The following is a 24,078-nucleotide window of genomic DNA, read 5'->3' as shown; positions in this document are numbered from 1 at the left end:
AGCCGAGCCCGCGCCGAACGCCCATGGCGAAGCCGGTCCCGAGGCCTCTGAACGCCCATATGGTCAAGTTGTTCAGTCGACCGTGGCAGTTACGCGTCACAGCAGTTGGCGGACGCGTTTGAGGTCCTCGATGAAGGCGGCGTGCTCGCGCCGTTTCGCCGCCTCGTCGGGCAGGCGCAGCAGATAGGCGGGATGGACGGTGATGATCGCGTTGGAGCCGTCGTTCATGGGGATCGGCATGCCCCGCTCCTTCGTCACCGCGACCTTGCGGCCCAGCACGCCGAGGGAGGCCGTCGCCCCCAGGGCCAGCACCACCTTGGGCCGAACCAGCGTCCGTTCGTGATCCAGCCACCAGCGGCAGGCGGTGACCTCGCTGGTCGTGGGCGTGCGGTGCAGACGGCGCTTGCCGCGCGGCTCGTGCTTGAAATGTTTGACGGCGTTGGTGACGAAGGCTTCGTCCCGGTCGATGCCCGCCTCGCGCAGGGCGTCGTTGAGCAGCTGCCCCGCCGGGCCGACGAAGGGACGGCCGGCCAGATCCTCATGATCGCCGGGTTGCTCGCCCACGATCATCAGTTTGGCGCGCGAGGGGCCCTCGCCGCAGACGCCCTGGGTCGCATCGCGCCACAGCGGGCAACGGCGGCAAGCCTGAACCCCGTGGCGCAGTTCGTCGAGATTCGATGGCGAGAAGCCCTCCTCGAAGGCGCCGTCGCGGTTGTGACGGAAGATGGCCTTGGCCAGACGGGCGTTGGGTTCGGAGTGCGGGGTCGCGACCATGACGTCGGTGCGAACCGCCGAGGCGGCGACCAGTTCCGGAATAAGGGCGGCCTCGGGCAGGTTCTTCCAGTACCGCTTGGGCATCTCTCCCTGCATGGTCTTCGTCTTCAGCCGGGCCGGATTGAAGGTGGAGGCGTAATAGGTCTTCCAGAACTCCTCGATCTCATCCTCCTGCGGCGCGTCAGCGGCCTCGGCGGGCGGGCCGAAGCTCATGGCCTTGCCGTCCCAGAAACAGGAGCCGTCGGGCGTCAGGATCGACCAACGCATGGTGGTGAAGCGGTTGGCGAAGAAGGGAGCGGTGCGGGCCAGGACCCGATGCGCGGGCTCGAACCAGGCGACCCAGCATTCGCCCTCCTCGTCGAAGGCCTGACGGAAGCGGACGAAGGCCTTCATCTTGTGGCCGGCGCGGCTGACGTTGCGCTGCCGGTCCATGGCGTCGGCGACGTCGCGGTCCGAACGCACCCGCATCAGGTCCGGCTCGGCCTGAAGCCGCCAGAGGATGCGATACAGCAGGTCGAACCGGTCCGCGGTGCGGTGCAGGACCACGTCCTGGGCCATATCCACGAAGGCTTGAGGGACGCGCAGGGGACGCGCGGCAGGCGTCACCTCCAGGTCCTGGGGAGGGGTGGCGTCGAACAGCCCGCCCTGCAGGTTTTCCCCGACCACGAACCGCGCCTCCGCCGGCGCGACGCCCGCCAGCCGGAAGGCGCGCGCGGCCTGACGCCAGCCGTCGAAGTCGGTCTCCGAGGCCAGAACCGCGACGCGCATCAGAACAGGCTCAGCTGGACCGGCTCGACCGTCGGCGTCAGCCGGGCGCGCAGGTCGATCGCGTCGGTCAGGCCGCCGGGGGTCCAGTCCAGGGCGGTGACGAAAGGCCGGACCTTGTCGATGCCCCGGCACAGACGCGCCACATCTTCCAGCCTCAGGGTCCGGTAGCGCCGGACATCGATCATCCGGTCGACCGACTTCACCCCCAGCCCCGGCACCCGCAGCAGGGCCTCGCGGTCGGCGGTGTTCACATCGACCGGGAAGAGCTCGCGCCGGTTCAGGGCCCAGGCCAGTTTGGGATCGACGGCGAGGTCCAGCATCCCGCCGGTCGTCGCCTCCCCGATCTCAGGCGCCGAGAACCCGTAGAACCGCATCAGCCAGTCGGCCTGATAGAGCCGGTGTTCCCGCATCAGGGGCGGCTTGGACAGCGGCAGCGTCGCGCTGGAATCCGGGATCGGGCTGAAGGCCGAATAATAGACCCGGCGCAGGCCGTAACCGCCGTAGAGTGAGGCGCTGCGGTCGAGGATCTCGGTGTCCGGCGCCCCATCGGCGCCGACGATCAGCTGGGTGCTCTGGCCGGCCGGGGCGAATTTCGGCGGCTTGATCCGGTCCTTCTTCTCTGGCTTCGCAGCCTCGACCTTCAGCCGGACCTGGCCCATGGCCTTCTTGATGACCCCGATGTCCTTCTGGGGCGCCAGCCGGCTCAGGGCCTCCTCGCGCGGCACCTCGATATTGGCCGACAGCCGGTCGGCGTAGAGGCCCGCCTCCTCGACCAGCTTCGGATCGGCCTCGGGGATCAGCTTCAGATGGATATAGCCGCGAAAGTCGTGGTCCAACCGGAGCGACCGCGCCACCCTGACCAGTTCCTCCATCGTATAGTCGCCCGAGCGGATGATGCCCGAGGACAGGAACAGCCCCTCGATATAGTTCCGCCGATAGAAGTTCAGTGTCAGGTCCACGACCTCCTGCACCGTGAACCGCGCCCGCTGGACGTTCGAGGACACCCTGTTGATGCAATAGGCGCAGTCGTAGATGCAGAAGTTGGTCAGCAGGATCTTGAGCAGGCTGACGCAGCGCCCGTCCGGCGTATAGGCGTGGCAGATGCCCATCCCCTCCGTCGAGCCGATCCCCTTGCCGCCGGCGGAGTTCCGTTTTGACGTGCCGGAGGATGAACAGGAGGCGTCGTATTTGGCCGCATCGGCCAGAACCGCCAGCTTTTGGCGTAGATCAAGTTGGGCCATGTTCGTGTTATGTTCCAATCGGAAACAAACGTCCAGCGTGGCCATAAAATCAATGTGGATAAGGACTTAGCCTCTACCGCAGGTAGTTCAGCAGGGAGGTGTCCTTGAGCTGGCTGATCACCTGGGCCGAGGCCTGAACCGCCAGCTGGGCCAGCTGAATGTCGGTGACGGCCTTGGCCATGTCGGCTTCGGTCTTGGTGTTGACCATCTCGCCGAGTTGGTCAGCCTGGGCCTTATGGCTGGCGTTGGTGCTCTCAACCTGTTTGGCCAGGGCGCCGTTGCGCGAGATGACCTCGATGGTCGCCGTGCCGGCCGAATCCAGCCGGCTGAGCTGGGCGGTCAGGAAGGTCTTCTGGGCGTCGGTCGGCTTGCCCGTCAGGGGGCCGGTCGCCGGGTCGTCGTTGTAGGCCTGGATGTCCTTGAAGATCTGGAAGATCGCCGTGCCCAGGTCATTGGCCAGATATCCGGTGCGAACCGTGGTCTGTTCGCCCAGACGCGAAGTCTGGGGCAGGCTGTCGTTGGTGAAGGTCGAGGCGATGCTGGGCGCGGCGTTCAGCTCGGCCATGGTCGAGACGGTGACGGGCGCCTTGGAGGAGTCGGAGCCCGCGAACAGATAGTTGCCCTGATGCTGGGCGTTCAGCCCGTTCTGGATCGACTGGAACTGGCCCTGCAGCTCCAGCATCAGGGTGTTGATGTTCTCGGTGGCCAGGGCGCTGCCGATCGCCGATCGCGCGCCCGTGACGCCGTCCCCGACCTGGTTCAGGGCCAGGTCCTGGCTCTCCAGACGGTCGGCGACCGCTGTGCCGGTGTCGATGAAGCCCTGCACCCGGTTCTGCGCGGCCTTCAGGGCGGTCAGGCTCTCGGCCCCGCGCCCGAAGCCCTTCGAGTCGGTCGCGATCTTCTGCGTCGACAGCCGGGTCTGGGCCTCGTTCTGCTGGGCTTGGGCCGACATCAGGTTCAGCAGGGCCGACTGGTAGTTGCCCGTGGTCGAAACGCGGCTCATTGGACCATCCCCAGAAGCGTGTCGTACATATCCTTGACCGCCTGAATGAGGCGGGCGGAGGCGTTAAAGGACTGTTGGAAGGTGGTCATATTGACCAGTTCCTCGTCGAGATTGACGCCCTCATAGGCCGTCTGGCGTGTCTGGGCCTCGGTGAAGACCGCGTCGGCGCTGGCCGCGCGGGTCTTGGCAGCCGCCGCCCGTGCGCCGATGTCGCCCGAGAAGTCCGAGGCATACCGTGACACCGACTGCGAGCCCGCGGCCGACCCGCCGCTGGCCTGGAAGTTGACCGTCTTCTGGCCGGCGTCGGCCAGGCCGAGCGCGCCGCGGCCGTCGCCGGAGGCCAGGGCCGTCGTTCCCGCCGCCGCCGACAGGTTCAGCTGGGCCAGCGACAGCTTCATCGGATTGCCCGAGACATCGGCCCGCACGCTGAAGCCGTCGGCGCGTGAGGCCCGGACCCCGCCGCCCAGGCCGAACAGCTCGGTCATCGAGACGCCGGACGGGACCTGGGTCGTGGTGTCCTGGATCACGCTCATGGTCGCGGCCGGGTCGGTATTGCCCTTGAAGACGACCGAACCCGAGGAATCCAGGCTGAAAGTCCCGTAGCGGCCCGCCCCCGTCAGGGGGTTGTTCATCGCCGTCAACAGATCGGACATCGTGCCCGCCCCACCCGGCACGGTGACGGTCACGTCGCGCAGCCGCGTGCCGTCCGGCTCGGCGAACCGCAGGGTCACCGTCTCGCCCGGCGTGAAGCCATGCAGGGAGGTCGCAGACAGGCCGATGTCATAGGTGGCTGGACGATCCGTGGTGATCAGATCGTTCATCCCGAAATAGTGGGAGAAACCCCTGCCCGCCTTGCTGCTGGGCGAAGTCGCATCGTCGGTGATGACGACGCCGTCCGTGGCCCCCGCCGCCGTCAGGCTGAGCTTGCCGTCGGTGAAACTGGCGGTCGCCGCCCCGCCCAGCTGGGCGTTCAGCGTCGTCAGGAAGGTCGCGGGCGTCGCGGCGACGCCGTTGATCGTCATGGTCCCGCCAGAGAAGACAATCGGCACCCGGGTGGTGATCGCCCCGGCGGCGTTGGTCACCACGATGTTGGTCGTGCCTGTGAAGCCGGTCAGCGCCGTCTCCAGCGTCTGGCCGACATTCTTGCCGGTCAGGGTCTTGGGCGCGGGGACCGAGGAGTTGGCGTTGTGGGCGCGGTTCAGCTCGTCGGCGACGTGCGTCATCAGTTCGCCCAGCCGCTCGGCGGCGGCCGGAGCCTCGATGTCGCGCGTTTCCAGCAAGCCCTTGATCTCGCCCGAGACCATACCTTCGGTCAGGGACCGCTTCTGGCCGCCCGGCTCGGTGATATAGATGTCGTCGAACTTGCTCTCGGCGTTGATCGAGCCGGCCGCGCGATACTCGATCTTCGCCGCGCCCGCGCCCGCCAGCAGAAGGCCCGAAGTGGTGCGGACGGTGACGCCGCCGTTGTTCCGTTGAACCACCTTGATGTCCATCAGCGAGGACAGCTGGCCGATCAGGGTCGCCTGGGTCGTTTCCGAACCGGAGGCGTCGCCGTTGGTGGCCTTGGCCTTGGCGATGTCGGTGTTCAGGGTCTCGATCTGCTTGAGCAGGTCGTTGGCCTTTTCCACGGCCGTCTGGATGCGGCCGTCGGCGTCTTCGCGGACCGACTGGATCTGGCCGGCGATGCGCGCGGACTCGTCGAACAGGGCCTGGGTCTTGAACAAGGCCTCCTGCCGCAGCGGCGAGGAGGTCGCATTCTCCGCCGTGGCGGCGAAGGCGGAGAAGATCCCGTCGATCTGGGAGAAGAAGCCGTCATCCCCGCCCGGATCGCCGAACAGGGTCTGGATCCGGTCGTACAGTTCGTACTTCACGTCCTGACGGTTGGCCTCGGCGCCGGAGTTCAGGCTCGCGGCCTGAAGGAAGCGGTCGGTGGCCAGACGAACGCGCGCGATGTCGACGCCGGAACCGACGCCCTCGGTCGTCAGCGCGACCTGGTCGGCGATCTTGCGGACATAGCCGGGCGTGTTGACGTTGGCGACGTTGTCGGAAACCACCCGCAGCTGAGCCTGGGAGGTGGCCAGACCGCTGTTGGCGATGTTGAGGATCGAGCTGAGCGACATCGGCCTAGACCCCCTTCACCAGAACGCCGCTCGGCAAGCCCTGCCTGCCGACGCGCGCTTTTTGCCCGGCCACAGAAAGGCTACGCCGCTGTAATGCGTTGAAACCAAAGACAATCGTGGATCGCGCGTGAATCATGATGTCTGTGAAGCGCAAACACCGGGCCAGGCTTTCAGCCCTGAAACGAATGCCTCGCGAGCCGGGCAAAAAACGGCGGAGGCGCGGCAAGTTTGGCCGCAGGTCGCGAAATGCCGGGCGAGCCGCCTCGGAACATTATTTCGACTTTTCAACGCATTGACGGCGCAATCGGAACTGGCCCGACCTTTGCGATGGAGGCTTCGAATGACCCGGGCGCAGCAGGCGTCGACCTCATCCCTTCAGAGCCGCCTGCAGACGCATGTCTCTTCCCGCCTCCGCCATTGCCTCGCTCGTCCCGCCCGCCCCGACCCGGGCGGCGAAGACGGCCGCCTCGGCCACGGGTGATGACTTCGGCGCCCTGATGGCCGCCGACCGGGATGACCGGGACGCCGCAGCTGCCGCCTCGAAGCAAGCCGCTTCGAAGAAGGTCGCCGCCAAGGCCGACGCCAGACAGGACGCCTCCAAAGCCGAGGCCGCGAAGGCCGACGCCGCAGACGAGGATAAAGAGACCGCGGCCACGAAGGCGAACGCGACGGACAAGCCTGCCGAGGCCGCGGCCGACGATGCAGTCGTCGCTGACGCCGACAAGGCCGATGAGGCCGCCAAGGACAGCACCGACGCCGCCGTTCTGCTGAACAGCGCCGCCCTGCCCCCGGCCGAGCCGGCGCCCCTGGCGCCTGTGCCGACCCTTCAGGTCGCCGCCGCGACCGTTGAGACCACGCCGTCAGTATCCGCGGATATCGATGCCGCCCCCGCGCAGGCTCCGGTCCAGACTCCGGTTCAATTCGCCGAAGTCGCGCCTGAGGCTCCGGCCCAGACCGCCCCCCAGATCGCTCCGCAAATCGCCCCGCAGGCCACGGCGCAGTCGGCCACCGAAGCCTTCGCGCAGGCGGCCGCCCAGACCCTCGCCTCCCCCGCGACGGCCGACGCCGCTCCGACTGCAGCGCCCGCCGAAGATGCCGCCGTCGCCGCCGCGACCGCCGCTATCGAACTCGCCCAGGCCGCGGCCGAGACCGCCGGGCCCGTGGCGGGCGCTGTCGCCGACGTCGTGGGCGATCTTCTGGCCTCGGCCCTGAAGGCCGACGCCAAAACCCCGACGCCCGAACCGGTTCTGGCCGCCGTCAAGGCCGCGCCCGTGAAAGACGCGTCGGCTTCCGTGGCGCCGCCGCAGCCCGCGCCCAAGGTTGACGAGGCCGTCGCAGCCCAGCCCGCCGCAGCGCCGGTCGCGGTTGAGGCGCAGCAGCCCGCTTCCGCCGCCCTGGCTCCTGCCGAGATCCCGGCGTCGACCGAGGCCGCCCCGCGCATGCCCGCTCATCTGCGCGGCGAAGTGGTCACCAACGCCCCCGCCAAGGCCGAGACCACCGAGGGCGCCGCAACCCGGGCGCTGGCCAACCCCGAATCCGCCGCCTCGACGGAACAGACTCCGGTTGTCGCCGTCTCTGCCTCCACCTCGGCCTTCGCCGCCCAGGTTCAGGCCCAGTCGCAGGACGCCGCCGCGCCGCTTACCCTGACCCCCGATACTGTCCCGACGGCCCAGACCGCCACGACGGCGACCGCGACCAGCGCCGCGCCCGCCGCGATCGCCCAGTCCGGGGCCCAGTCCGGCCTGTCGCGGGCGACGCTGGAAACCACGGTCCAGATCGCGGCCCAGATCACCCGCCAGCTCGCCGGACGTTCGACCCGGTTCGAGATGGGGCTGACGCCGGAAGGCCTCGGCAAGGTCAACGTCAGCATGGACATCGACGCCAGCGGCCGGCTGACCGCCCAGCTGGCCTTCGACAATCCCCTGGCCGCCGCCGACCTGCGCGCCCGCGCCGACGAGCTGCGCGGCCAGCTTCAGGACGCCGGCTTCACCCTGGCCGACGACGCCCTCAGCTTCACCCAGCAGGACGCCTCGTCCTCGAACGGCAACGACCGGGGTTCGGAACAGCGCCAGAGCCGCGCCTTCGCCTCGGCGTCGCGCCTCTCCGACGCCGCCGACGCCCTCCCCGCCGCTCCCGCCGCCTGGGTATCCCTGTCCCTCACGCCTCGCGGCGTGGATATGAAGGTCTGATCCGATGGTCGCCGCCGTCACCACAGTCGATTCCGCCGCCGCAAACGCCAATTCCGCCCGGACCAGCCTGGCGACGAATTTCGACACCTTCCTGACCCTGCTGACCGCCCAGCTGAAGAACCAGGATCCGCTGTCGCCGATGGATTCGACCGACTTCACGGCCCAGCTGACCCAGATGACCGGCGTGCAGCAGCAGCTGCTGACCAATGATCTGCTGACCAGCCTTCTCGCGGCCCAGAACGGCGGCGGCCTGGCCAACGGCTCCAACTACATTGGCAAGGAAGTCACCGCCGTCTGGTCGGCCGACAAACTGACCGACGGCAAGGCCAGCTGGAGCTACGAACTGGGCGCCGACGCGACCAAGGCCACGCTCTCGGTTCTGGATAGCACCGGCAAGGTCGTCTGGACCGGCCCGGCGACGGACCTGAAGACCGGCACCCACGACTTCACCTGGGACGGCAAGACCACCGCCGGCGGCCAGATGTCGGACGGCGGCGTCTACACCCTGAAGGTCGCCGCCACCGACGCTTCAGGCAACGCCATCTCGAGCCAGGTGCTGATGACCGGCACCGTCAGCGGCGTCGAGCTCTACGACAACGTCCCCTATCTGAACGTCGGCAACACCATCATTCCGCTGAGCACCGTCATCTCGCTGCAGCAGAAGGCCGCCGCGGCCGCCGACACGGCGACCGACACCCCTTCCACCGACGCCTGACCCCTTCCCCGACCTCCACAGTTTAGTTTCAAGGAACACACGCCATGAGCATCAACAGCGCCCTTCTGGCCGGGGTCTCGGGCCTCTCGGCCAACTCGGCCGCCCTGGCCGCCATCTCGCAGAACATCGCGAACGTGAACACGATCGGCTACAAGCGCGTGTCCAGCGAGTTCTCGACCGTGGTCAACAGCCAGACGCGCGGCGCCGGCTATTCGGCGGGCGGCGTCCTGTCCAACACCCGCAACTACATCTCGCAAGGCGGCCAGCTGCAGCGCACGACCGAGTCGACCGACCTCGGCATCTCGGGCTCGGGCTTCTTCGTCACCACCCAGAAGGCGGAAGGGCTCGACCCGACCGATCCCCGCCTGTTCACCCGCGCCGGCGCCTTCCGCGTCGATGAGTTCGGCTATCTGAAGAACACGGCGGGCCTCTACCTGCAGGGCTGGCCGGTCGACAGCAACGGCAATCTGAACACCGACCCGTCGGATCTGGGCCGTCTGCGCTCGATCAACGTCGGCTCGGTCGGCGGCACCGCCGAGGCCACCACCCGCGCCCAGCTGAACGCCAACCTGAAATCCAGCCAGCCCGTCTCGGCCGAGGCCAAGGCCGCCGCAGCCTATGCCGCCGACCCGCTCGATCCGGCCGGCGCCGGCCGCTACGACCCGACGACCAACTCCATGGCCATGTGGGATCCGGACACCCTGGCCGGGGTCAAGCCGGACTTCGAAATGACCGTGCCGGTGTCGGACTCCAAGGGCGGCCAGCGAAACGTCGCCGTCTCCTTCCTGAAGAGCTCCGTGCCGAACCAGTGGTACGCCGAAATCCGCGCCGTTCCCGCCAGTGACGTGATCACCGGCGCCCCCCTGGCCAACGGCCAGCTGAAGAGCGGCATCGTGGCGTTCACCCAGGATGGCCGTCTGGACGTCGACGCCATGACCGCCCTGGGTTCGGCGGCCCTGTTCACCGACGTGACCGACGCCACCATCTCGTTCGGCGCCTCGAACGCCGCCGCGCCGGCCGCCGGCCAAATCAAATGGGCCGACGGCCTCGGCATCGACAACCAAAACCTGACCTTCAACCTGAACGCCTCCGCGGGCGGCCTGACCCAGTACGACTCCGACTCCGTCGTCCAGGCCGTGGTCACCAACGGTACGGCCTTCGGCAACCTGTCGAACATCGAGATCGACGAGAACGGCTTCGTGACCGCCATCTTCGACAACGGCGTGACCCGCAAGATCGCCCAGGTCGCCATCGCCACCTTCACCAGCCCGGACAGCCTGACGCCCGCCAACGGCAACGCGTTCAAGGTCAGCCAGGGATCGGGCACCTATAACCTCAAGGCCCCGGGCAGCGGCGGCACCGGCTTCATCGGCGCCTCCCAGCTGGAAGCCTCGACCGTCGACCTGTCGGCCGAGTTCACCGGCCTGATCACCACCCAGCGGGCCTATTCGGCCTCGTCAAAGATCATCACTACCGCAGACGAGATGCTCGCCGAGTTGATCAACGTCAAACGCTGATCGGCAAGTAATTAATCATTAGTGTCAATGAATCGTCGCTTAAATACTGGCCTGAAGGGCTTGACGAAGGGATCCGATTTTATCGTTTCCTTCACCACGAGCTTTAAACGGCCTTTAGCGCTGCGTGGCTATTGTCTCATCAACGGTGATTGGTGATGAGGCAAAAGCCCATGTTGCAAGAGCGACGCCTGAATAACAAAGGCGAACAATACGTGGTCGGACCGACTGGCACGCCCCTGACGCTGCGCGATCTGCCGCCGGCGAATACCGACCGGTGGGTCATCCGCCGCAAGGCCGAGGTCGTCGCCGCCGTTCGCGGCGGTCTCCTCTCGCTGGAGGACGCCCTTTCGCAATACCGCCTGACGGCGGAAGAGTTCATCGCCTGGCAGAAGGCGATCGACAAATGGGGCATGCAGGGCCTGCGCACGACGCGGATCCAGAGCTACCGCTCCTAAGGATTTCCCTATCAAGGGAAGACGGACGGCCGCACCCGGCGACGGGGGCGGCCGTTGTCGTCTGGGCCGCCTGAAAGACACACCGTGACGTCACGTGCGGGCCAGACCTCGAAATTGTCCCGGTTCCGCACTAGATGGCGGCGATGAGTTTGGCTGAAGACTTCTGCCCCGTTCCCGACATGGCCCCCGCTGACATGGATCAGGCGGTCGAGGCCGCGCGTCTGGCGGTCGGGCTGCCGATCGGATCGCGGATCGTGGCGGCCATGTCGGGCGGGGTGGACTCCACCGTCGTCGCCGCCCTGCTGCACAAGGCGGGCTATGACGTCGTGGGCGTGACCCTGCAGCTCTACGACCATGGCGCGGCGCTCAAGAAGAAGGGCGCCTGCTGCGCCGGTCAGGACATCCACGACGCCCGTCTGGCCGCCGAGACCCTGGGCATCCCCCACTATGTGCTGGATTATGAAAGCCGCTTCCGCGACGCGGTGATCGACCAGTTCGCCGACTCCTATCTGGCGGGCCAGACGCCGGTGCCCTGCATCCGCTGCAATCAGACCGTGAAGTTCCGCGACCTGCTGGACGTCGCCCGCGATCTGGGCGCCGCGGCCATGGCCACGGGCCACTATGTCGGCCGCGCCGTCGGTCCGGACGGCCGCGCCCAGATGCGCAAGGCCATCGACCCCTCGCGCGACCAGTCCTACTTCCTGTTCGCCACCACCCCGGCCCAGCTCGACTATCTGCGCTTCCCCCTGGCCGGCCTCGAAAAGCCCCAGGTGCGCGGCGTCGCCGCCGAACTGGGCCTGCGCATCGCGGCCAAGCCGGACAGCCAGGACATCTGTTTCGTGCCGTCCGGCGATTACCGCACCCTCATCGACCGCCTGCGGCCGCAGGGGCGCGAGGCCGGCGAGATCGTGCACATGGACGGCCGGGTGCTGGGCAAACACTCGGGCATCACCGACTACACCATCGGCCAGCGCCGGGGCCTGAACGTCGCCGTGGGCGAACCCCTGTTCGTGACCAAGCTGGACCCCGCGCTTCGCCGCGTCATCGTCGGCCCGCGCGAGGCCCTGCTGACCGCCAGCCTGACGCTGGACGAGACTAACTGGCTGGGCGACGAGGCGGACATTCAGGCGGCGGCGATGGCCGGCGCGCCGGTGCTGGCCCGCGTCCGCTCGACCCGTCCGCCCTCCCCGGCCCGGCTGACCCTGACGGACGGTGTCGTCGGCGTGGCCTTCGAGACGGGCGAGGAAGGCGTCGCGCCTGGCCAGGCCTGCGCCCTCTACGACCCGACCGATCCCGACCGGCTGCTGGGCGGCGGCTTCATCCAGACGACGACCGCCGTCGCGATCTGAGAGATTCGGGGCGAGTCGTCGTTCGGATCTTGCCCGCCTGAGTTGAACAGAGCTTCACAAGCTTCGCCGTTTCAGGCACCCCTTTGGCCAACAAAAAGCGTTCGGGGGGACTTCATGAGACATTTCAAAGGCGCGGCCTGTGGGGCCGCGATTCTGCTGGCGGCGCCGATGGCGGTCGCATTGCCTGTTCGGGCCGAGCCGGCGCCTGCGGTGCAGACCGAGACGCCTCAGGATCAGGCGGCCATGCGCCAGTGGCTGGCGGATACTGCGCGTTGGACGACGCAGAACAACCAGGTCCTGATGGCCCGGGTCAGGCATCTGACGGCCCTGGGCGGCGGATCGGCGCCGATCCAGCAGCTGGTGATGTCCGGCGACAAGGCCGGCGCGGCCGCGGCGGCCGCACGCTGGAAAACGGAGCAGCTAGCCCTTCTCGCCGGCGACCGCACCGCGATGGGGGCCATCCCGCCCGTCGCGGAGCTGGCGATCAACCCGGCCCTTCTGGCCCGCCCCGATATTCGAGGCCCTTGCCGGCCCCATCGCCCACATCGAGGGTCTGCCGGCGCGGTTCGCCGCCTTCATGGACATGACCGACCGCCAGGCCGCCGACTACATGGACACCATCGCCGCCGCGGCCGCATCGCGAAATCCGGAACAGGCCTTCCAGCTCGCCAAGATCGGTCTCGTTATCTCGCTGCTGGACAGCGAATGCGCCCTTCTGGACACCACCTCGCAACAGGTCGGCACGCAACGGTTCGTCAGCGCGGCCAATATCCAGTCGGACAAGGCCTTGGCCCAGTGGTACCGCCATCTGCGCGATCTTTGGAACCAGGCGCCACTGGATCGGTCGGGTCGCGCTGCAGCCATCCACGCCGCAGCGACCGAAATCCGGCTCGATGCCGACCGGATCGTGGAATCCGCCAGACAGCAGCAGGCGGAAAACCGGAACAACCCGGTCCTGTCCACCCCGGCCCAGCAGGACTTCCTGACCCGCTACACCGCCGGATTCGAGGAAGGCGCGGGCATCGAACGCGAGATGGCCGCCCTCCTCGACCAGCTGGCCGACAAGATCACCGCCGGCGAGGACGAGGCCGCCATGGCTCTGGCTGACCAGACCGGCGCCATCTCGCGCCGCCGCACCGCTTCCCAGATGCAGCGGGACGCCCTGCTGCAGCAGTTGGGAGCTCCGGCCTGACGATCGGAGAGCCTGCGCCATTGCACCCTCCGGCTTCGCGGCCATATCCGCTCCGGGCGTTCCCGCCCGCTGAAAGGATGCCCGCATGTTCGGAGAATTCACGACCACCGACGAGGCGCTGACGGGCGTCGATCTGACGGGCAAACGCATTCTGGTCACCGGCGTCTCCGCCGGACTGGGCGTCGAGACGGCCCGGGCGCTCGTGGCCCGCGGCGCCGATGTCGTCGGTGCAGCGCGGGATCTGGACAAGGCCGAGCGCGCCACGGCCGGTGTCCGCGAGGCGGCGCGCGAAGGCGGCGGGTCGCTGGAACTGGTCGCGCTGGATCTGGCTTCGCTGGCCTCGGTGCGGGCGTGCGCCGACGCCCTGAACGCCGACGGACGGCCGTTCGACGTCATCATCGCCAACGCCGGGGTCATGGCCACGCCCCTCGGCCAGACCGCCGACGGGTTCGAGACCCAGTTCGGCACCAACCATCTGGGGCATTTCGTGCTGGTCAACCGGATCGCCGGCCTGATCCGGTCCGGCGGACGGCTGGTGAACCTGTCCTCGGCCGGGCATCGCTACGCCGATGTCGATCTGGACGACCCGGGCTTCGAGCGCACCGAATACGCGCCCTTCGTCGCCTATGGCCGTTCGAAGACGGCCAACATCCTGTTCGCCGTGGAGTTCGACCGGCGCTGGAAGGATCGCGGCGTCCGCGCGACCGCCGTCCACCCCGGCGGTATCCAGACCGAGCTCGGGCGGCACATGGATCAGGAGGCAGAGGCCCGACTGATCGCCTCCATCAACGAGAACAATGCGAAGGCCGGCCTGCCGCCGTTCCGCTACAAGACCATTCCCGAAGGCGCGGCGACGTCGGTCTGGGCCGCCGTGGTCGCCCCTGCCGAGGCTGTCGGCGGCCGGTATTGCGAGGACTGTCACGTCGCGGAGGTCGTCTCCGACCCGCTGATCCGCGGTGGCGTCAGGCCCTATGCTGTCGATCCCGACCGGGCGGCGGCCCTGTGGAAGCTGAGCGAGCGGATGGTGGGCGAAACCTTCTGAGCGTCTCAGCCGCCCGCGTGCCGCCCTCGCGTCAGCCACCAGCCCACGACCGTCAGCACCGCCAGCGCCGCGAAGGCCTGCAGTGAGGTGACCGGATCCTCGCGGACGAAGGCGACGAACAGGGCCAGGTTGATGACGAAGGCGACGATGGCCGGCAGGGGATAGAGGGGCATCCGGTACGGCCGCTCCAGATCGGGCTCCTTGCGCCGCATCACGATGACGGCGGCGTTCACCGCCACCCCCATCAGGGCCAGGATCGAGGTCGAGAAGGCCAGCAGGGTCTCATAGACCCCGATCAGGGCCAGACCTCCGCCCACGACGACCGTCGCGATCACGGCCGTGATCGGGGTCCCGACCCGCGTCACGCGGGTCAGGGGCGCGATCTCGAACTCGCGCGCCATGGCGAACAGGACGCGGGGGAAGACCATGACCATGGCGTTGATGATGGTCACCAGGGCGATCAGGCTGATGCCGGTGACGATCGGATCGGCCGCGGTCCCGAACACCCGCTCCGCCGCATCGGCCGCGACCAGGTTCGAGCCCGCCATCTCGGCCGGAGTCATCACGTGCAGCAGGGCCAGGTTGACCAGCACATAGATGCCCGTGACCACGGCGATGCCGGAGAAGGTCGCGCGGGCGATGGCCTTGGCGGGATCCCTGACCTCCTCGCAGAAATAGGCGGCCGAGTTCCAGCCCTGATAGGTGCCGAAGATGGCGCGCATCGCGACAACGATGCCGCTGATCGTCAGGGCCGTCGCCATGCCGGGCGAGACCGGGGTCGCGACCGGCGCGCCGCGCGGCGCCAGCAGCAGGCCGCCGATCAGCAGCAGGAACAGCACCGCCTTAATGGCGCTGCCAACCTCCTGCGAGCGCCCGCCGACCTTGGTGCCCAGCGACTGGACCACGCCGACGACACAGACCAGAAGCAGGGCGATGATCCCCAGCGGCAGGCTCGTCGCGATGCCCAGACGATGCAGATATTCGGCGAACACCACCGAGACGAAGGCGATCCCGCCCATATTGCCCAACCAGTCGGCGATCCCGACGGCCAGTCCGCCCATGGAGCCATAGGCCCGGCGCGCGAAGATGAAGGGGCCGCCGGTCTTGCGGATCGAGGAGGCCAGTTCGACCGTCGACATGGCGTCGATCAAGGCGATGGCTCCGCCCAAGAGCCACAGGCCGATGATGAGGAACGGCGTCTTTCCGCCCTCGGCGACCACGCCGGGACTACGCAGGATGCCCTGCCCTATGGTGCCGCCGACGATGACGGCCACCCCGAAGGCGACCCCCAGCACGCGCAACAGATGGCCGCGGTCGGCCCCGCCGTCTTCGGTCGTCATCGATACATCCCCGGCAAGCCCCACTCGCCTGCCTTCGATAGATCACCGATGGCGGCGGGGATCAATGATCCCGCAGCCGCGGATGCTCAGTCCAGGGACGGATTGATCAGATATTTCTCGCCCGTGGCGCGGCGGTTGTAGACGGCGATGACCTCGGGCTTGAGGACGTCGCGCAGGGAGATCTCGCCCGCATAGGCGCTGGCGAAGGTGGTCTTCAGCTCGCCCACCACCCGCTGGCGCAGGGCGCCGCGACGCTCGGCGGGCAAACCGGCATAGCGCGGAGTCAGGAGCCAGCCGCCGACGCCCCAGGACAGGCCGAAGGCCCGGTTCAGCTCGGTCGGGCTCGTGTCCAGCGCGCCGTAGATATAGACCTGTTTGTGCACCGAGGAGCCGTAGCGGCTGTAGGTCGTCGCCGTGCGGTTGGCCGCCGCCTCCATTCCCGTCAGAATCTGACCCGCCAGTTTCCCGCCGCCGATGGCGTCGAAGGCCAGGGTCGCGCCGGTCGCGACCAGGGCCTCGATCAGTTCGCTCATGAAGTCGGGCGAGGTCGAGTTGACGATATGCGAGGCGCCCAGCCCGCGCAGGATTTCGGCCTGGGCCTCGCTGCGCACGACGTTGACCAGTCCGATCCCGTCCTTGAGGCACAGCTTGTTGAGCATCTGTCCGAGGTTGGACGCCGCCGCCGTGTGGACGAGAGCCGTATGGCCCTCGGCGCGCATGGTCTCGACCATGCACAAGGCCGTCAGCGGATTGACGAAGCAGGACGCGCCGTCGGCCGCCGTGGCGTCGGCCGGCAACGGCAGGGCCGCGTCGGCGCGGATCGTCCGGTACTGGCCGTACATCTCGCCGCCCAGGATGGCGACGGTCTTGCCGATCAGGGCCTGGGCTCCGGCGCCCTCCCCCGCAGCCACGACGATGCCCGCGCCCTCATTGCCGACCGGCATGGATTCGCCGAGCCGCCCGGCCATGGCGCGCATCCCCTGTGCCGGCACATCGGCGACGGTGATGTCGCCCTCCACGCGGGAGGTCGACATGTCCGCCGCCCCGACCAGCAGGCCGAGGTCCGACGGATTGATCGGCGTGGCCTGGATCCGCACCACGATCTCGTCCGGACCGGGCGCGGCGACCGGAACCTCGGCCAGCGACAGCTCCAGCCGTCCGTCAGCCGTGATCAACGACCGGAGCTGAAGCCCGGTCGCGGGAAGGGATTGGGTCATGGAAACTCCGGTTGAAAGCCGACGCCGTTTAAAGCGTCAGGCGGCCTCTTCGTCCGCCGTCGCGTCCTTGGGCATGACGTCGCCGACGGTGGGGCGGTTGGCCTTGCGGGTCAGGACGATGTCGCGGCCCTTCACGATCTCCTCGCAGTGGGCGCAGGCGATGCGGGGGTTCAGGGTGTGGCCGCAGGTCTTGTGGACCAGATCCACGCCGCTGTCGGTGTCGCCATAGACGTGCTTGTTGCCCCAGGCGTGCAGGGTCACCAGCACCGCCGACAGGTCCTTGCCCTTGGCGGTCAGGACATATTCGTTGCGCGGCGGCCGTTCGGAATAGAGGCGCGGTTCCAGCACCCCGTGCTGGACCAGGGTCTTCAGGCGCGCGGCCAGGACGTTGCGAGCCACGCCCAGCCGCTCCTGCCACTGTTCGAAGCGGGTCAGGCCCTGAAACGCGTCGCGGATCACCAGCAGCGTCCACGGATCGCCGATGACTTCCAGCGTCGCGGCGATGGAACAGCTTTGTTTTGAATAGTCTGCGGTACGGCCCATGGACGGAAGGTGACCTCGCGTCAGGCTTTTTGCAAGTGGGTTGCCAAACCGAACCCTCTGCGTCAGTCTCGTTTGGCAACGGACGTGGCGCAAAATCCCCAACGGGTTTGGCGGCGGCTCCTGCATTCCTCGACTTGTGCGGGCGGAGGCTGGTCTTCCGCCCGTCTCCTTTGGACGCTAATCCGCCTGTCATGACCCTTCCCCTCCTCGCCGACGCCCTGATCCTGACGCCCGGCCCGGAGGGGCTGACGGGCACGATCGACGGCGAGTTCTCCAACGGCCCCATCGCCATGCCGCCGGAGAAGGGTTTTCCCTTCGGAGGCCTGCTGGCGGCCCTGTGCGCCAACGCCCTGCGTGAAGGGTTGGGCCTGACCGCACCCCTTCGCAGCCTGTCGATCCAGTATCTGGCGGCGCCCGCCTATGACGCCCCGATCGTCTTCACGCCCCGGCTGATGCGCGGCGGGCGCAGCGCGGCCTTCGCCGGGCTGGACGTGCGTCAGGGCGAGCGCCTGACCCACCACGCCCAGGCCACCTATGGTCAGGACGACGCCAATGCCCCGGTGACGCCGGGCCCGATCATCCCCCCGCCCCCGCTGGACAGCATCGACCCCGCCCGCACCCTGCACGGCCCGCTGGCGCCGCGCTTCTCGCGCTATGTCGACTATCGGCTCGAAACGGGCCCCAGCCTGTTGCAGGGCCTTCCGGGCGACAAGGCTGGAGAGCGGCTGTGGATGCGCACCAATGACGGGGCGCCGCTGGACGAGGCACGGCTCTGCTATCTGATGGACGCCCTCTATCCGCCCGCCTGGACGGCGATCACCAAGCCGCTGGCCATGGCGACGGTCGATCTGCGCTACGACTTCATCGCCGACATCACGCCCGAGACGGCGCCCGACGGCTGGGCCTTCTTCGAGTTCACCCTGGCCGATCTGGGCGGCGGCTGGACCGTGGACGACCTGATCGTGCGCAGCGGCGACGGCCGTATCCTCGCGCTCGGCCGTCAGCGGCGCAAACTGGCGCCCGTGCGCCCGCCCCGCCTGGCCCCCGATTCTCAAGCCTGACGCCTGAGGACAAAGTCTTGACCCCGCGACGCTTTGGCTGTGCCTGACGCCGCGACGCTTGAACCCGACGACCAGACCGACGATCTAGGCCCCAACACTTCTCCGCAAGGAAACACCCAGTGACCGCTTCTTCCAACGATCCCGTCGTCATCGTCTCGTTCGCCCGCACGCCCATGGGCGGTTTCCAGGGCGCCTTCGCGGGCGTGAAGTCGACCGAGCTGGGCGCCACCGCCGTCAAGGCGGCGGTCGAGCGCGCGGGCGTCTCGCCCGACAAGATCGACCAGATCTATATGGGCTGCGTCCTGCCGGCCGGCCTGGGCCAGGCCCCGGCGCGTCAGGCGGCCCTGGGCGCCGGCCTGCCGAAGTCGGTCGAGGCCACCACCCTGAACAAGATGTGCGGCTCGGGCCTCCAGGCCGTGATGATGGCCAGTGACAGCCTCGCCGCCGGTTCGGCCGACATCATCGTCGCGGGCGGCATGGAATCGATGACCGGCGCCCCCTTCCTGATGAACAAGCACCGCGCCGGGGCCCGCATCGGTCATGACGTCATCGTCGACTCGATGATGATGGACGGACTGGAAGACGCCTATTCGCCCGGCAAGCCCATGGGCTCCTTCGCCGAGGACTCGGCCCAAACCTATCAGTTCACGCGCGAGGCCCAGGACGCCTATGCGGTCGAAAGCCTGAACCGCGCCGTCGCCGCCATCGCCTCGGGCGCCTTCAAGGCCGAGATCACCCCGGTCGAGGTCGCGGGCCGCAAGGGTACGGTCACCGTCTCCGAGGACGAGCAGCCCGGCAAGGCCATGCCGGAGAAGATCCCGGGCCTGAAGCCCGCCTTCGCCAAGGACGGCACCATCACCGCCGCCTCCTCGGCCTCGATCAGCGATGGCGCAGCAGCTTTGGTCATGACCCGTGAAAGCGTGGCCAAGGCCATGGGTCTGCCGATCGTCGCCCGGGTGGTCAGCCACTCGGCCCACGCCCATGAGCCGGGCCTGTTCACCACCGCCCCGGTGCCCGCGATCCAGAAGGCGCTCAAGAAGGCTGGCTGGTCGGTCGAGGACGTCGATCTGTGGGAGGTCAACGAGGCCTTCGCCGTCGTCCCCATGATCGCCATGCAGGAACTGGGCATCGACCACGCCAAGCTGAACGTGAACGGCGGCGCCACGGCTCTGGGTCACCCGATCGGCGCCTCGGGCGCCCGCGTTCTGGCCACCCTGCTCGGCGCGCTTCAGGCCCGGGGCGGAACGAAGGGCGTCGCATCCCTGTGCATCGGCGGCGGCGAGGCCGTGGCCATGGCGGTCGAACTGGCCTGATCTTTAGGCGGCAGGCTGGACCCGCAGCCTGCCGTCCGGTCCGCCTCCATAAGACGGCTGAGGGCGTGGGGTCCGGTGGCCAGCACGATCATCACGGCGACTCTGCGACTGCGAATAGTTCTCAAGATTGCGCGCGAGTGCTTCGTGTGGCAAGCCCCTTTTCGGCGGCTTTTCATGAACGGAACGAGAACATGCGTGAAGACGGCAAGCTGGACTATCTGGAATTCCCGACCACCGACGTCCTGGCTGTGAAAGCCTTCTACGGCGCCGCTTTCGGCTGGCGCTTCCAGGACTACGGCCCTGAATACGCCGCCTTCAGCGAAGGTCTGGACGGCGGCTTCAACGGGCACGTGGGCGACGCCAGCCCCCACCCCCTGCCCGTCCTCTACGCCCACGACCTTGACGCCATGCAGGCGAAGGTCGAGGCGGCGGGCGGCGTCATCGTCAAGCCGATCTACGCCTTCCCCGGCGGGCGGCGCTTCCACTTCACGGATCCGGCAGGCAGCGAGCTGGCCGTCTGGTCCGAGACCTAGGTCTTATTTGGCGTCGACAGACTGGGCGATGCGTTCGGCTAGAGCCTCGTCGGCGCCGTCCAGGCTGGAGACCCAGACGTGGATCTCCTTCGGCGCCGTCGCACGCTGGAACAGATGCTCCATCGCATGCCTCTGGCCGCCCTCGTTGACGACGATCGAGGCGCGGCCGCCCGCCTGAACCATCTCGCCGTCATAGATCGGAAACTGCGATGACGGCCCGACATAGACCATGACGAACGATTGGTCGCCGCGCCGGATCGTATAGACGTTGAAGTCCGGACCCGGCCGGCTGGTGGTGATGCGGAACCCGTTGGGCAGATCGACCCTGAACGGCAGGGCCGCGACGGCGGGCGCATTGAGCACCGTCATCGGCGGCGGAGGCTCGGCCGGGGCGGGCATCGGCGCGGGCACGGGGGCAGGCTGAACGGTCGCCGCCGGCTGGCTGCCCGGCAGGACCGGCGGCGCATAGACCCGGCCGCCAGGCGCGGACGTCGTCACGGGCGCGCTCGTCACAGGCGCCGTCACCGGAGCGGTTACGGGCGGCGCCGGCCGGGGTGTCGTCGTCGGCGCTGTAGCCGGAGCCCGGGTCGTCGGCGCTGCCGTTACCGGGGCCGTACGCGGCGGGGCCGGGTTCGGGGCCGTGGTTCGCGGCGCCACTGTCGCGGGCGCGCGGGGCGGAGTCGTGGTCGGCGCGGTCGGCCGCGCGGGCGTGGGCTGCGGCGTGGTGGAGCGCGTGGCTGGAGGCGTGGTCGACGGCGCGGCCCGGGTCGGAGCAGGCGTCGTGGCCGGCGCCGTGCGCGTAGGAGCCGGGGCCGTCGTGCGTGGCGTCGTCGCGGGGGCTGTGGTCGCGGGCGCCGTCGTCGTCGGAGCAGGCGGCTGGGCGAGATAGTCGGCCCGCGCGGGAGGACCACCGTTCAGGCTGCGGGTCAGGTCGCTGCCCGGACGCGCCGCAGGCGGGGTTTGAGCAGGAGTCTGGGCGGGCGTCCGGACGGGGGCGGTGTTCAGGTTCGAGGTCGCGGTCGACGGAGACGTCGTGCGCCCAGTCGCTTGGGACGCCGTCTGGGCCAGGGCCGGAACAGCCGACAAGGCGACGGCGCTGGAGGCCAGAAGCAGGGAAACGCGAAGGGTACGGGCGGTTTTCATGGGCCGGACCATCGCCTCTCGGCGAACGGACGGCAAGACCGGAAAACAGCCTTGGAGAGAGCCTCAGGCGGCGGGCAGTTCAACCCAGAAGGTCGCGCCCTGTCCGGGCGTGGACTCAACCCCGATCACCCCGCCCTGCAGCTCGATCAGCCGCTTGGCCAAGGCCAGGCCGATGCCGTGCCCCTCGACCGTCGACCGTTCCAGGCCCAGACGATTGAACGGCTCGAACAGCTGGGTCTGTTTCTCGGGCGACAGGCCGGGCCCACGGTCGGTCACCTCGATGCGGATGGCTTCGAACACGCGCGACACGCGGAAGGTCACGACCCCGCCAGCGCCGCCGTATTTGACGGCATTGGTGGCCAGGTTGTCGATGACCTGGCTCAGCCGCTGGGAATCGGCCAGGGCGACCAGACCTTCGCCTTCGCGGACGACCTCCAGCCGCATGTTGAGAGCCTCGGGCCTCAGGGCCGTGGCGCGGCGGATATCCTCGACCAGGCCGGGCGCATCGGTGGGACGCAGCTCGACCTTGACCGCTCCGGACTCGGCGCGGGCCACGTCCAGCAGATCGTGGGCCAGGGCCTCGACCTGACGGGCGGTCTTGACCAGCATCTCGGCCATTTCCTTCTGGGTCTCGGTGACCGGTCCCAGCTGGCCGCTGGACCACAGCTCCCCGATGCCGATGACGCCGCCGACCGGGCTCTTGATCTCGTGGGCGACGTTGGCCAGCAGCCGCGACTTGGCCTCGGAAGCCAACTCGGCGCGGCGTTGGCCGGCCCGGGCGCGGGCTGACAGGCCGTCGCGTTCGTTCAGCAGCGCCGCGACAAGCATGAAAGGCAGGGAGATGGAGATCAGCATCAGCTGGGCGGTCAGGATCCGCATGGCCGAAACGGGCTCGGCGGTCACGGGCTGGCCATGCAGCATGGCCGCGAAGGTGACGATGGCCACGCCCAGAATGGCCGTGGTCAGACCGGCCATTCGCAGACGCGCGGCGATCACCACCAGCAGCATGTTCAGGAAGAAGGTGACGACGACAAAGCCGAGGAAATAACGGGCGTAGGCGACCGCGAACAGCAGACCCAGCAGAGCAGCCCACTCCAGAAGCCTCAGCGGCTGGCGAACGATGACGAGGGAGCGCCGATTGATCGACAGGATCAGGGGCACCACCAGCATCATCGCCAGCGAATGGCCGAACCACCAGATCTGGAAGCTCTCCAGCAGAGGCGCGCCCATAATGGCCGAAAACACGATCGCGCCGGCCATGGCGCCGATCAGAGGGGCGGCCACGGCGACCAGAAGCACCAGCCGCAAGGTCGACCGTACGGTCTGAATGGTCAGATCCGGCGCGAACCGGCGAACCAGGATCACCCCGGCGACCATCTCGAACAGGTTCACCGCGGTCAGCATCGCCGTGTTCACGGGCGTATGGCCGGACAGGAACTCCCCGCTGGCGACGGCGATCGCCATCAGGGCCCCGAAGCTCAGGTCGAACGCAGCGCCGCGCCCCATACGAAGCCAGACGCCGACGGCGACGGCGTTGGCCATCCACATCACGACGATGCCGTCCGAGGAACGGCCGAACTGGATCGAGAACACCGTCATCACCAGAACGGCGCAAACCGTGGCCAGCGGCACGAAGGGCTGGCTGAACAGGCGCGCGGTATCGGTCGTCGCCGGAGGCGTCGCGGCCGACGTCGCGGCGGGGGGCGCGGATTTGCGAACAGGGGTCGTGGCGAGACCTCCAGGCGGGGTTTCCAGCGCGCGGCTGAGCGACATTGGCGAAAACTCGGCGGTACAGACGATGCGCCAGCTAAGCCCTTGCTCCCTAATATCCCGTGAAGTTAACGCCCGGGAATGCCGATCCGGCAGGAAAAGTCAGCCACCGGACAGTTCGGCGTTGAAGGCGATCACGGCCGCCGCCGGGCCTTGAGGATGATTCCAGACCCCCGCGCTGACCGCGATGAAGTCGGCGCCCGCTTCGGCGACTGCGCGGGCGGTCTCGACCGTGATCCCGCCGATGGCGACGCAGGGAACCTCGACCGTCTCCTGCCAGATGGTCAGGATGTCGAGTTCGGGCCGATGGGTGGTTTCCTTGGTATCGGTCGGGAAGAAGGCGCCGAAGGCGACGTAGTCGGCGCCGGCCTCGGCGGCCTCCATGGCCAGGTCGCGACTGTCGTGACAGGTCGCGCCGATCATGGCGTTGGGCCCCATCAGCCGCCGGGCAGAGGCCACAGAGGCGTCCTCCTGCCCCACGTGCACACCGTCGCAGTGAAGCGCCGCGGCCAGATCGGGCCGATCGTTCAGGATCAGGGCGACGTCGTGCTTGCGCGCGATCGGCCCCAGCCGTTCGACGGCGGCGCGGATCTGGTCCTCGCTCGCGGGCTTCAAACGGATCTGCAGGGCGGCGACGTCCCCGGCCCCGAGCGCGGCCTCCAGATCGGCCGCGAAGGCCTCCAGGTCCGGAATCGCGGAGGGAGTGATCAGGTACAGACGGGCCGGAGGACGGTCCGGGATTTGGGGAGCACGAGCCATGGCCCCGCCCTGCCCCCTGCGCCGCCTCACGTCA

At 68.5% G+C, this 24,078-nt stretch carries 21 protein-coding genes; 11 read left to right on the top strand and 10 right to left on the bottom strand.

From position 1 onward, the window contains the following. Window positions 1-96 precede the first annotated feature (96 nt). The 4 genes from AC1ROD_RS06710 to flgK all read right to left on the bottom strand — a co-directional run bounded on the left by AC1ROD_RS06710 (window position 97) and on the right by flgK (window position 5,906). Window positions 97-1,542: a UdgX family uracil-DNA binding protein gene (locus AC1ROD_RS06710; protein WP_492947465.1), complete on the bottom strand. Its 1,446-nt coding sequence runs from the start codon at window positions 1,540-1,542 to the stop codon at window positions 97-99. After that, complete coding sequence (locus AC1ROD_RS06705; RefSeq protein WP_492947464.1) at window positions 1,542-2,783, bottom strand: putative DNA modification/repair radical SAM protein; 1,242 nt, start codon at window positions 2,781-2,783, stop codon at window positions 1,542-1,544. The genes AC1ROD_RS06710 and AC1ROD_RS06705 overlap by 1 nt, the downstream gene beginning before the upstream one ends. 73 nt (window positions 2,784-2,856) lie before the next feature. Further along, entirely contained in the window at window positions 2,857-3,786 is a 930-nt protein-coding gene (locus tag AC1ROD_RS06700; RefSeq protein WP_492947463.1) for a flagellin, read from the bottom strand. Next, complete coding sequence (flgK, locus tag AC1ROD_RS06695; protein ID WP_492947462.1) at window positions 3,783-5,906, bottom strand: flagellar hook-associated protein FlgK; 2,124 nt, start codon at window positions 5,904-5,906, stop codon at window positions 3,783-3,785. The genes AC1ROD_RS06700 and flgK overlap by 4 nt, the downstream gene beginning before the upstream one ends. Window positions 5,907-6,301: 395 nt before the next feature. Between flgK and AC1ROD_RS06690 the strand changes: the two genes are divergently transcribed. The 7 genes from AC1ROD_RS06690 to AC1ROD_RS06660 all read left to right on the top strand — a co-directional run bounded on the left by AC1ROD_RS06690 (window position 6,302) and on the right by AC1ROD_RS06660 (window position 14,365). Beyond that, complete coding sequence (locus tag AC1ROD_RS06690) at window positions 6,302-8,095, top strand: flagellar hook-length control protein FliK (protein ID WP_492947461.1); 1,794 nt, start codon at window positions 6,302-6,304, stop codon at window positions 8,093-8,095. A 4-nt stretch (window positions 8,096-8,099) separates the two neighbouring features. Beyond that, the gene (locus AC1ROD_RS06685; RefSeq protein WP_492947460.1) at window positions 8,100-8,810 is read left to right on the top strand and encodes a flagellar hook assembly protein FlgD; all 711 of its coding nucleotides are present in this window, start codon (window positions 8,100-8,102) and stop codon (window positions 8,808-8,810) included. 44 nt (window positions 8,811-8,854) lie between these two features. After that, the gene (flgE, locus tag AC1ROD_RS06680) at window positions 8,855-10,327 is read left to right on the top strand and encodes a flagellar hook protein FlgE (RefSeq protein ID WP_492947459.1); all 1,473 of its coding nucleotides are present in this window, start codon (window positions 8,855-8,857) and stop codon (window positions 10,325-10,327) included. 170 nt (window positions 10,328-10,497) lie between these two features. After that, entirely contained in the window at window positions 10,498-10,782 is a 285-nt protein-coding gene (gene sciP / locus AC1ROD_RS06675; protein WP_207867961.1) for a CtrA inhibitor SciP, read from the top strand. Window positions 10,783-10,916: 134 nt separating this feature from the next. Further along, window positions 10,917-12,131, top strand: a complete 1,215-nt coding sequence (mnmA, locus tag AC1ROD_RS06670) for a tRNA 2-thiouridine(34) synthase MnmA (RefSeq protein ID WP_492947458.1) — start codon at window positions 10,917-10,919, stop codon at window positions 12,129-12,131. Window positions 12,132-12,708: 577 nt separating this feature from the next. Then, window positions 12,709-13,323 (top strand): hypothetical protein, encoded by a 615-nt coding sequence (locus AC1ROD_RS06665; RefSeq protein WP_492947457.1) that lies wholly within the window; start codon window positions 12,709-12,711, stop codon window positions 13,321-13,323. An 85-nt stretch (window positions 13,324-13,408) separates the two neighbouring features. Further along, the gene (locus tag AC1ROD_RS06660; RefSeq protein WP_492947456.1) at window positions 13,409-14,365 is read left to right on the top strand and encodes an SDR family NAD(P)-dependent oxidoreductase; all 957 of its coding nucleotides are present in this window, start codon (window positions 13,409-13,411) and stop codon (window positions 14,363-14,365) included. A 5-nt stretch (window positions 14,366-14,370) separates the two neighbouring features. Here AC1ROD_RS06660 and AC1ROD_RS06655 read toward each other — a convergent pair whose 3' ends face one another. The 3 genes from AC1ROD_RS06655 to AC1ROD_RS06645 form a co-directional block, all read right to left on the bottom strand. Beyond that, on the bottom strand, window positions 14,371-15,705 hold the full coding sequence (locus tag AC1ROD_RS06655; protein WP_492947455.1) for an APC family permease: 1,335 nt from the start codon (window positions 15,703-15,705) through the stop codon (window positions 14,371-14,373). A gap of 86 nt (window positions 15,706-15,791) precedes the next feature. Beyond that, a complete protein-coding gene (locus tag AC1ROD_RS06650; protein WP_492947454.1) occupies window positions 15,792-16,922 on the bottom strand; it encodes a zinc-binding dehydrogenase in 1,131 nt (376 codons plus the stop codon). A 36-nt stretch (window positions 16,923-16,958) separates the two neighbouring features. Beyond that, window positions 16,959-17,465, bottom strand: a complete 507-nt coding sequence (locus tag AC1ROD_RS06645; protein WP_492947453.1) for a winged helix-turn-helix transcriptional regulator — start codon at window positions 17,463-17,465, stop codon at window positions 16,959-16,961. A gap of 191 nt (window positions 17,466-17,656) precedes the next feature. Between AC1ROD_RS06645 and AC1ROD_RS06640 the strand changes: the two genes are divergently transcribed. The 3 genes from AC1ROD_RS06640 to AC1ROD_RS06630 all read left to right on the top strand — a co-directional run bounded on the left by AC1ROD_RS06640 (window position 17,657) and on the right by AC1ROD_RS06630 (window position 20,372). Beyond that, window positions 17,657-18,526: an acyl-CoA thioesterase gene (locus tag AC1ROD_RS06640; protein ID WP_492947452.1), complete on the top strand. Its 870-nt coding sequence runs from the start codon at window positions 17,657-17,659 to the stop codon at window positions 18,524-18,526. Window positions 18,527-18,645: 119 nt separating this feature from the next. Next, window positions 18,646-19,839, top strand: a complete 1,194-nt coding sequence (locus tag AC1ROD_RS06635; protein WP_492947451.1) for a thiolase family protein — start codon at window positions 18,646-18,648, stop codon at window positions 19,837-19,839. 191 nt (window positions 19,840-20,030) lie between these two features. Further along, window positions 20,031-20,372, top strand: coding sequence for a VOC family protein (locus tag AC1ROD_RS06630; RefSeq protein ID WP_492947450.1), 342 nt, complete (start codon window positions 20,031-20,033; stop codon window positions 20,370-20,372). A gap of 3 nt (window positions 20,373-20,375) precedes the next feature. Here AC1ROD_RS06630 and AC1ROD_RS06625 read toward each other — a convergent pair whose 3' ends face one another. Beyond that, window positions 20,376-20,870, bottom strand: a complete 495-nt coding sequence (locus AC1ROD_RS06625; RefSeq protein WP_492947449.1) for a hypothetical protein — start codon at window positions 20,868-20,870, stop codon at window positions 20,376-20,378. Window positions 20,871-21,012: 142 nt separating this feature from the next. Between AC1ROD_RS06625 and AC1ROD_RS06620 the strand changes: the two genes are divergently transcribed. After that, on the top strand, window positions 21,013-21,261 hold the full coding sequence (locus AC1ROD_RS06620; protein WP_492947448.1) for a hypothetical protein: 249 nt from the start codon (window positions 21,013-21,015) through the stop codon (window positions 21,259-21,261). 317 nt (window positions 21,262-21,578) lie between these two features. On the opposite strand, the gene AC1ROD_RS06615 is transcribed toward AC1ROD_RS06620, so the two are convergent. Both AC1ROD_RS06615 and thiE read right to left on the bottom strand, forming a co-directional pair. Then, entirely contained in the window at window positions 21,579-23,288 is a 1,710-nt protein-coding gene (locus AC1ROD_RS06615; protein WP_492947447.1) for a sensor histidine kinase, read from the bottom strand. A gap of 99 nt (window positions 23,289-23,387) precedes the next feature. After that, on the bottom strand, window positions 23,388-24,044 hold the full coding sequence (gene thiE / locus AC1ROD_RS06610; protein WP_492947446.1) for a thiamine phosphate synthase: 657 nt from the start codon (window positions 24,042-24,044) through the stop codon (window positions 23,388-23,390). Between the last annotated feature and the right edge of the window lie 34 nt (window positions 24,045-24,078).

This window comes from Brevundimonas sp. GW821-FHT12E07 (genome assembly GCF_058807035.1).
This window is presented reverse-complemented; position numbering and strand designations above follow the sequence as displayed.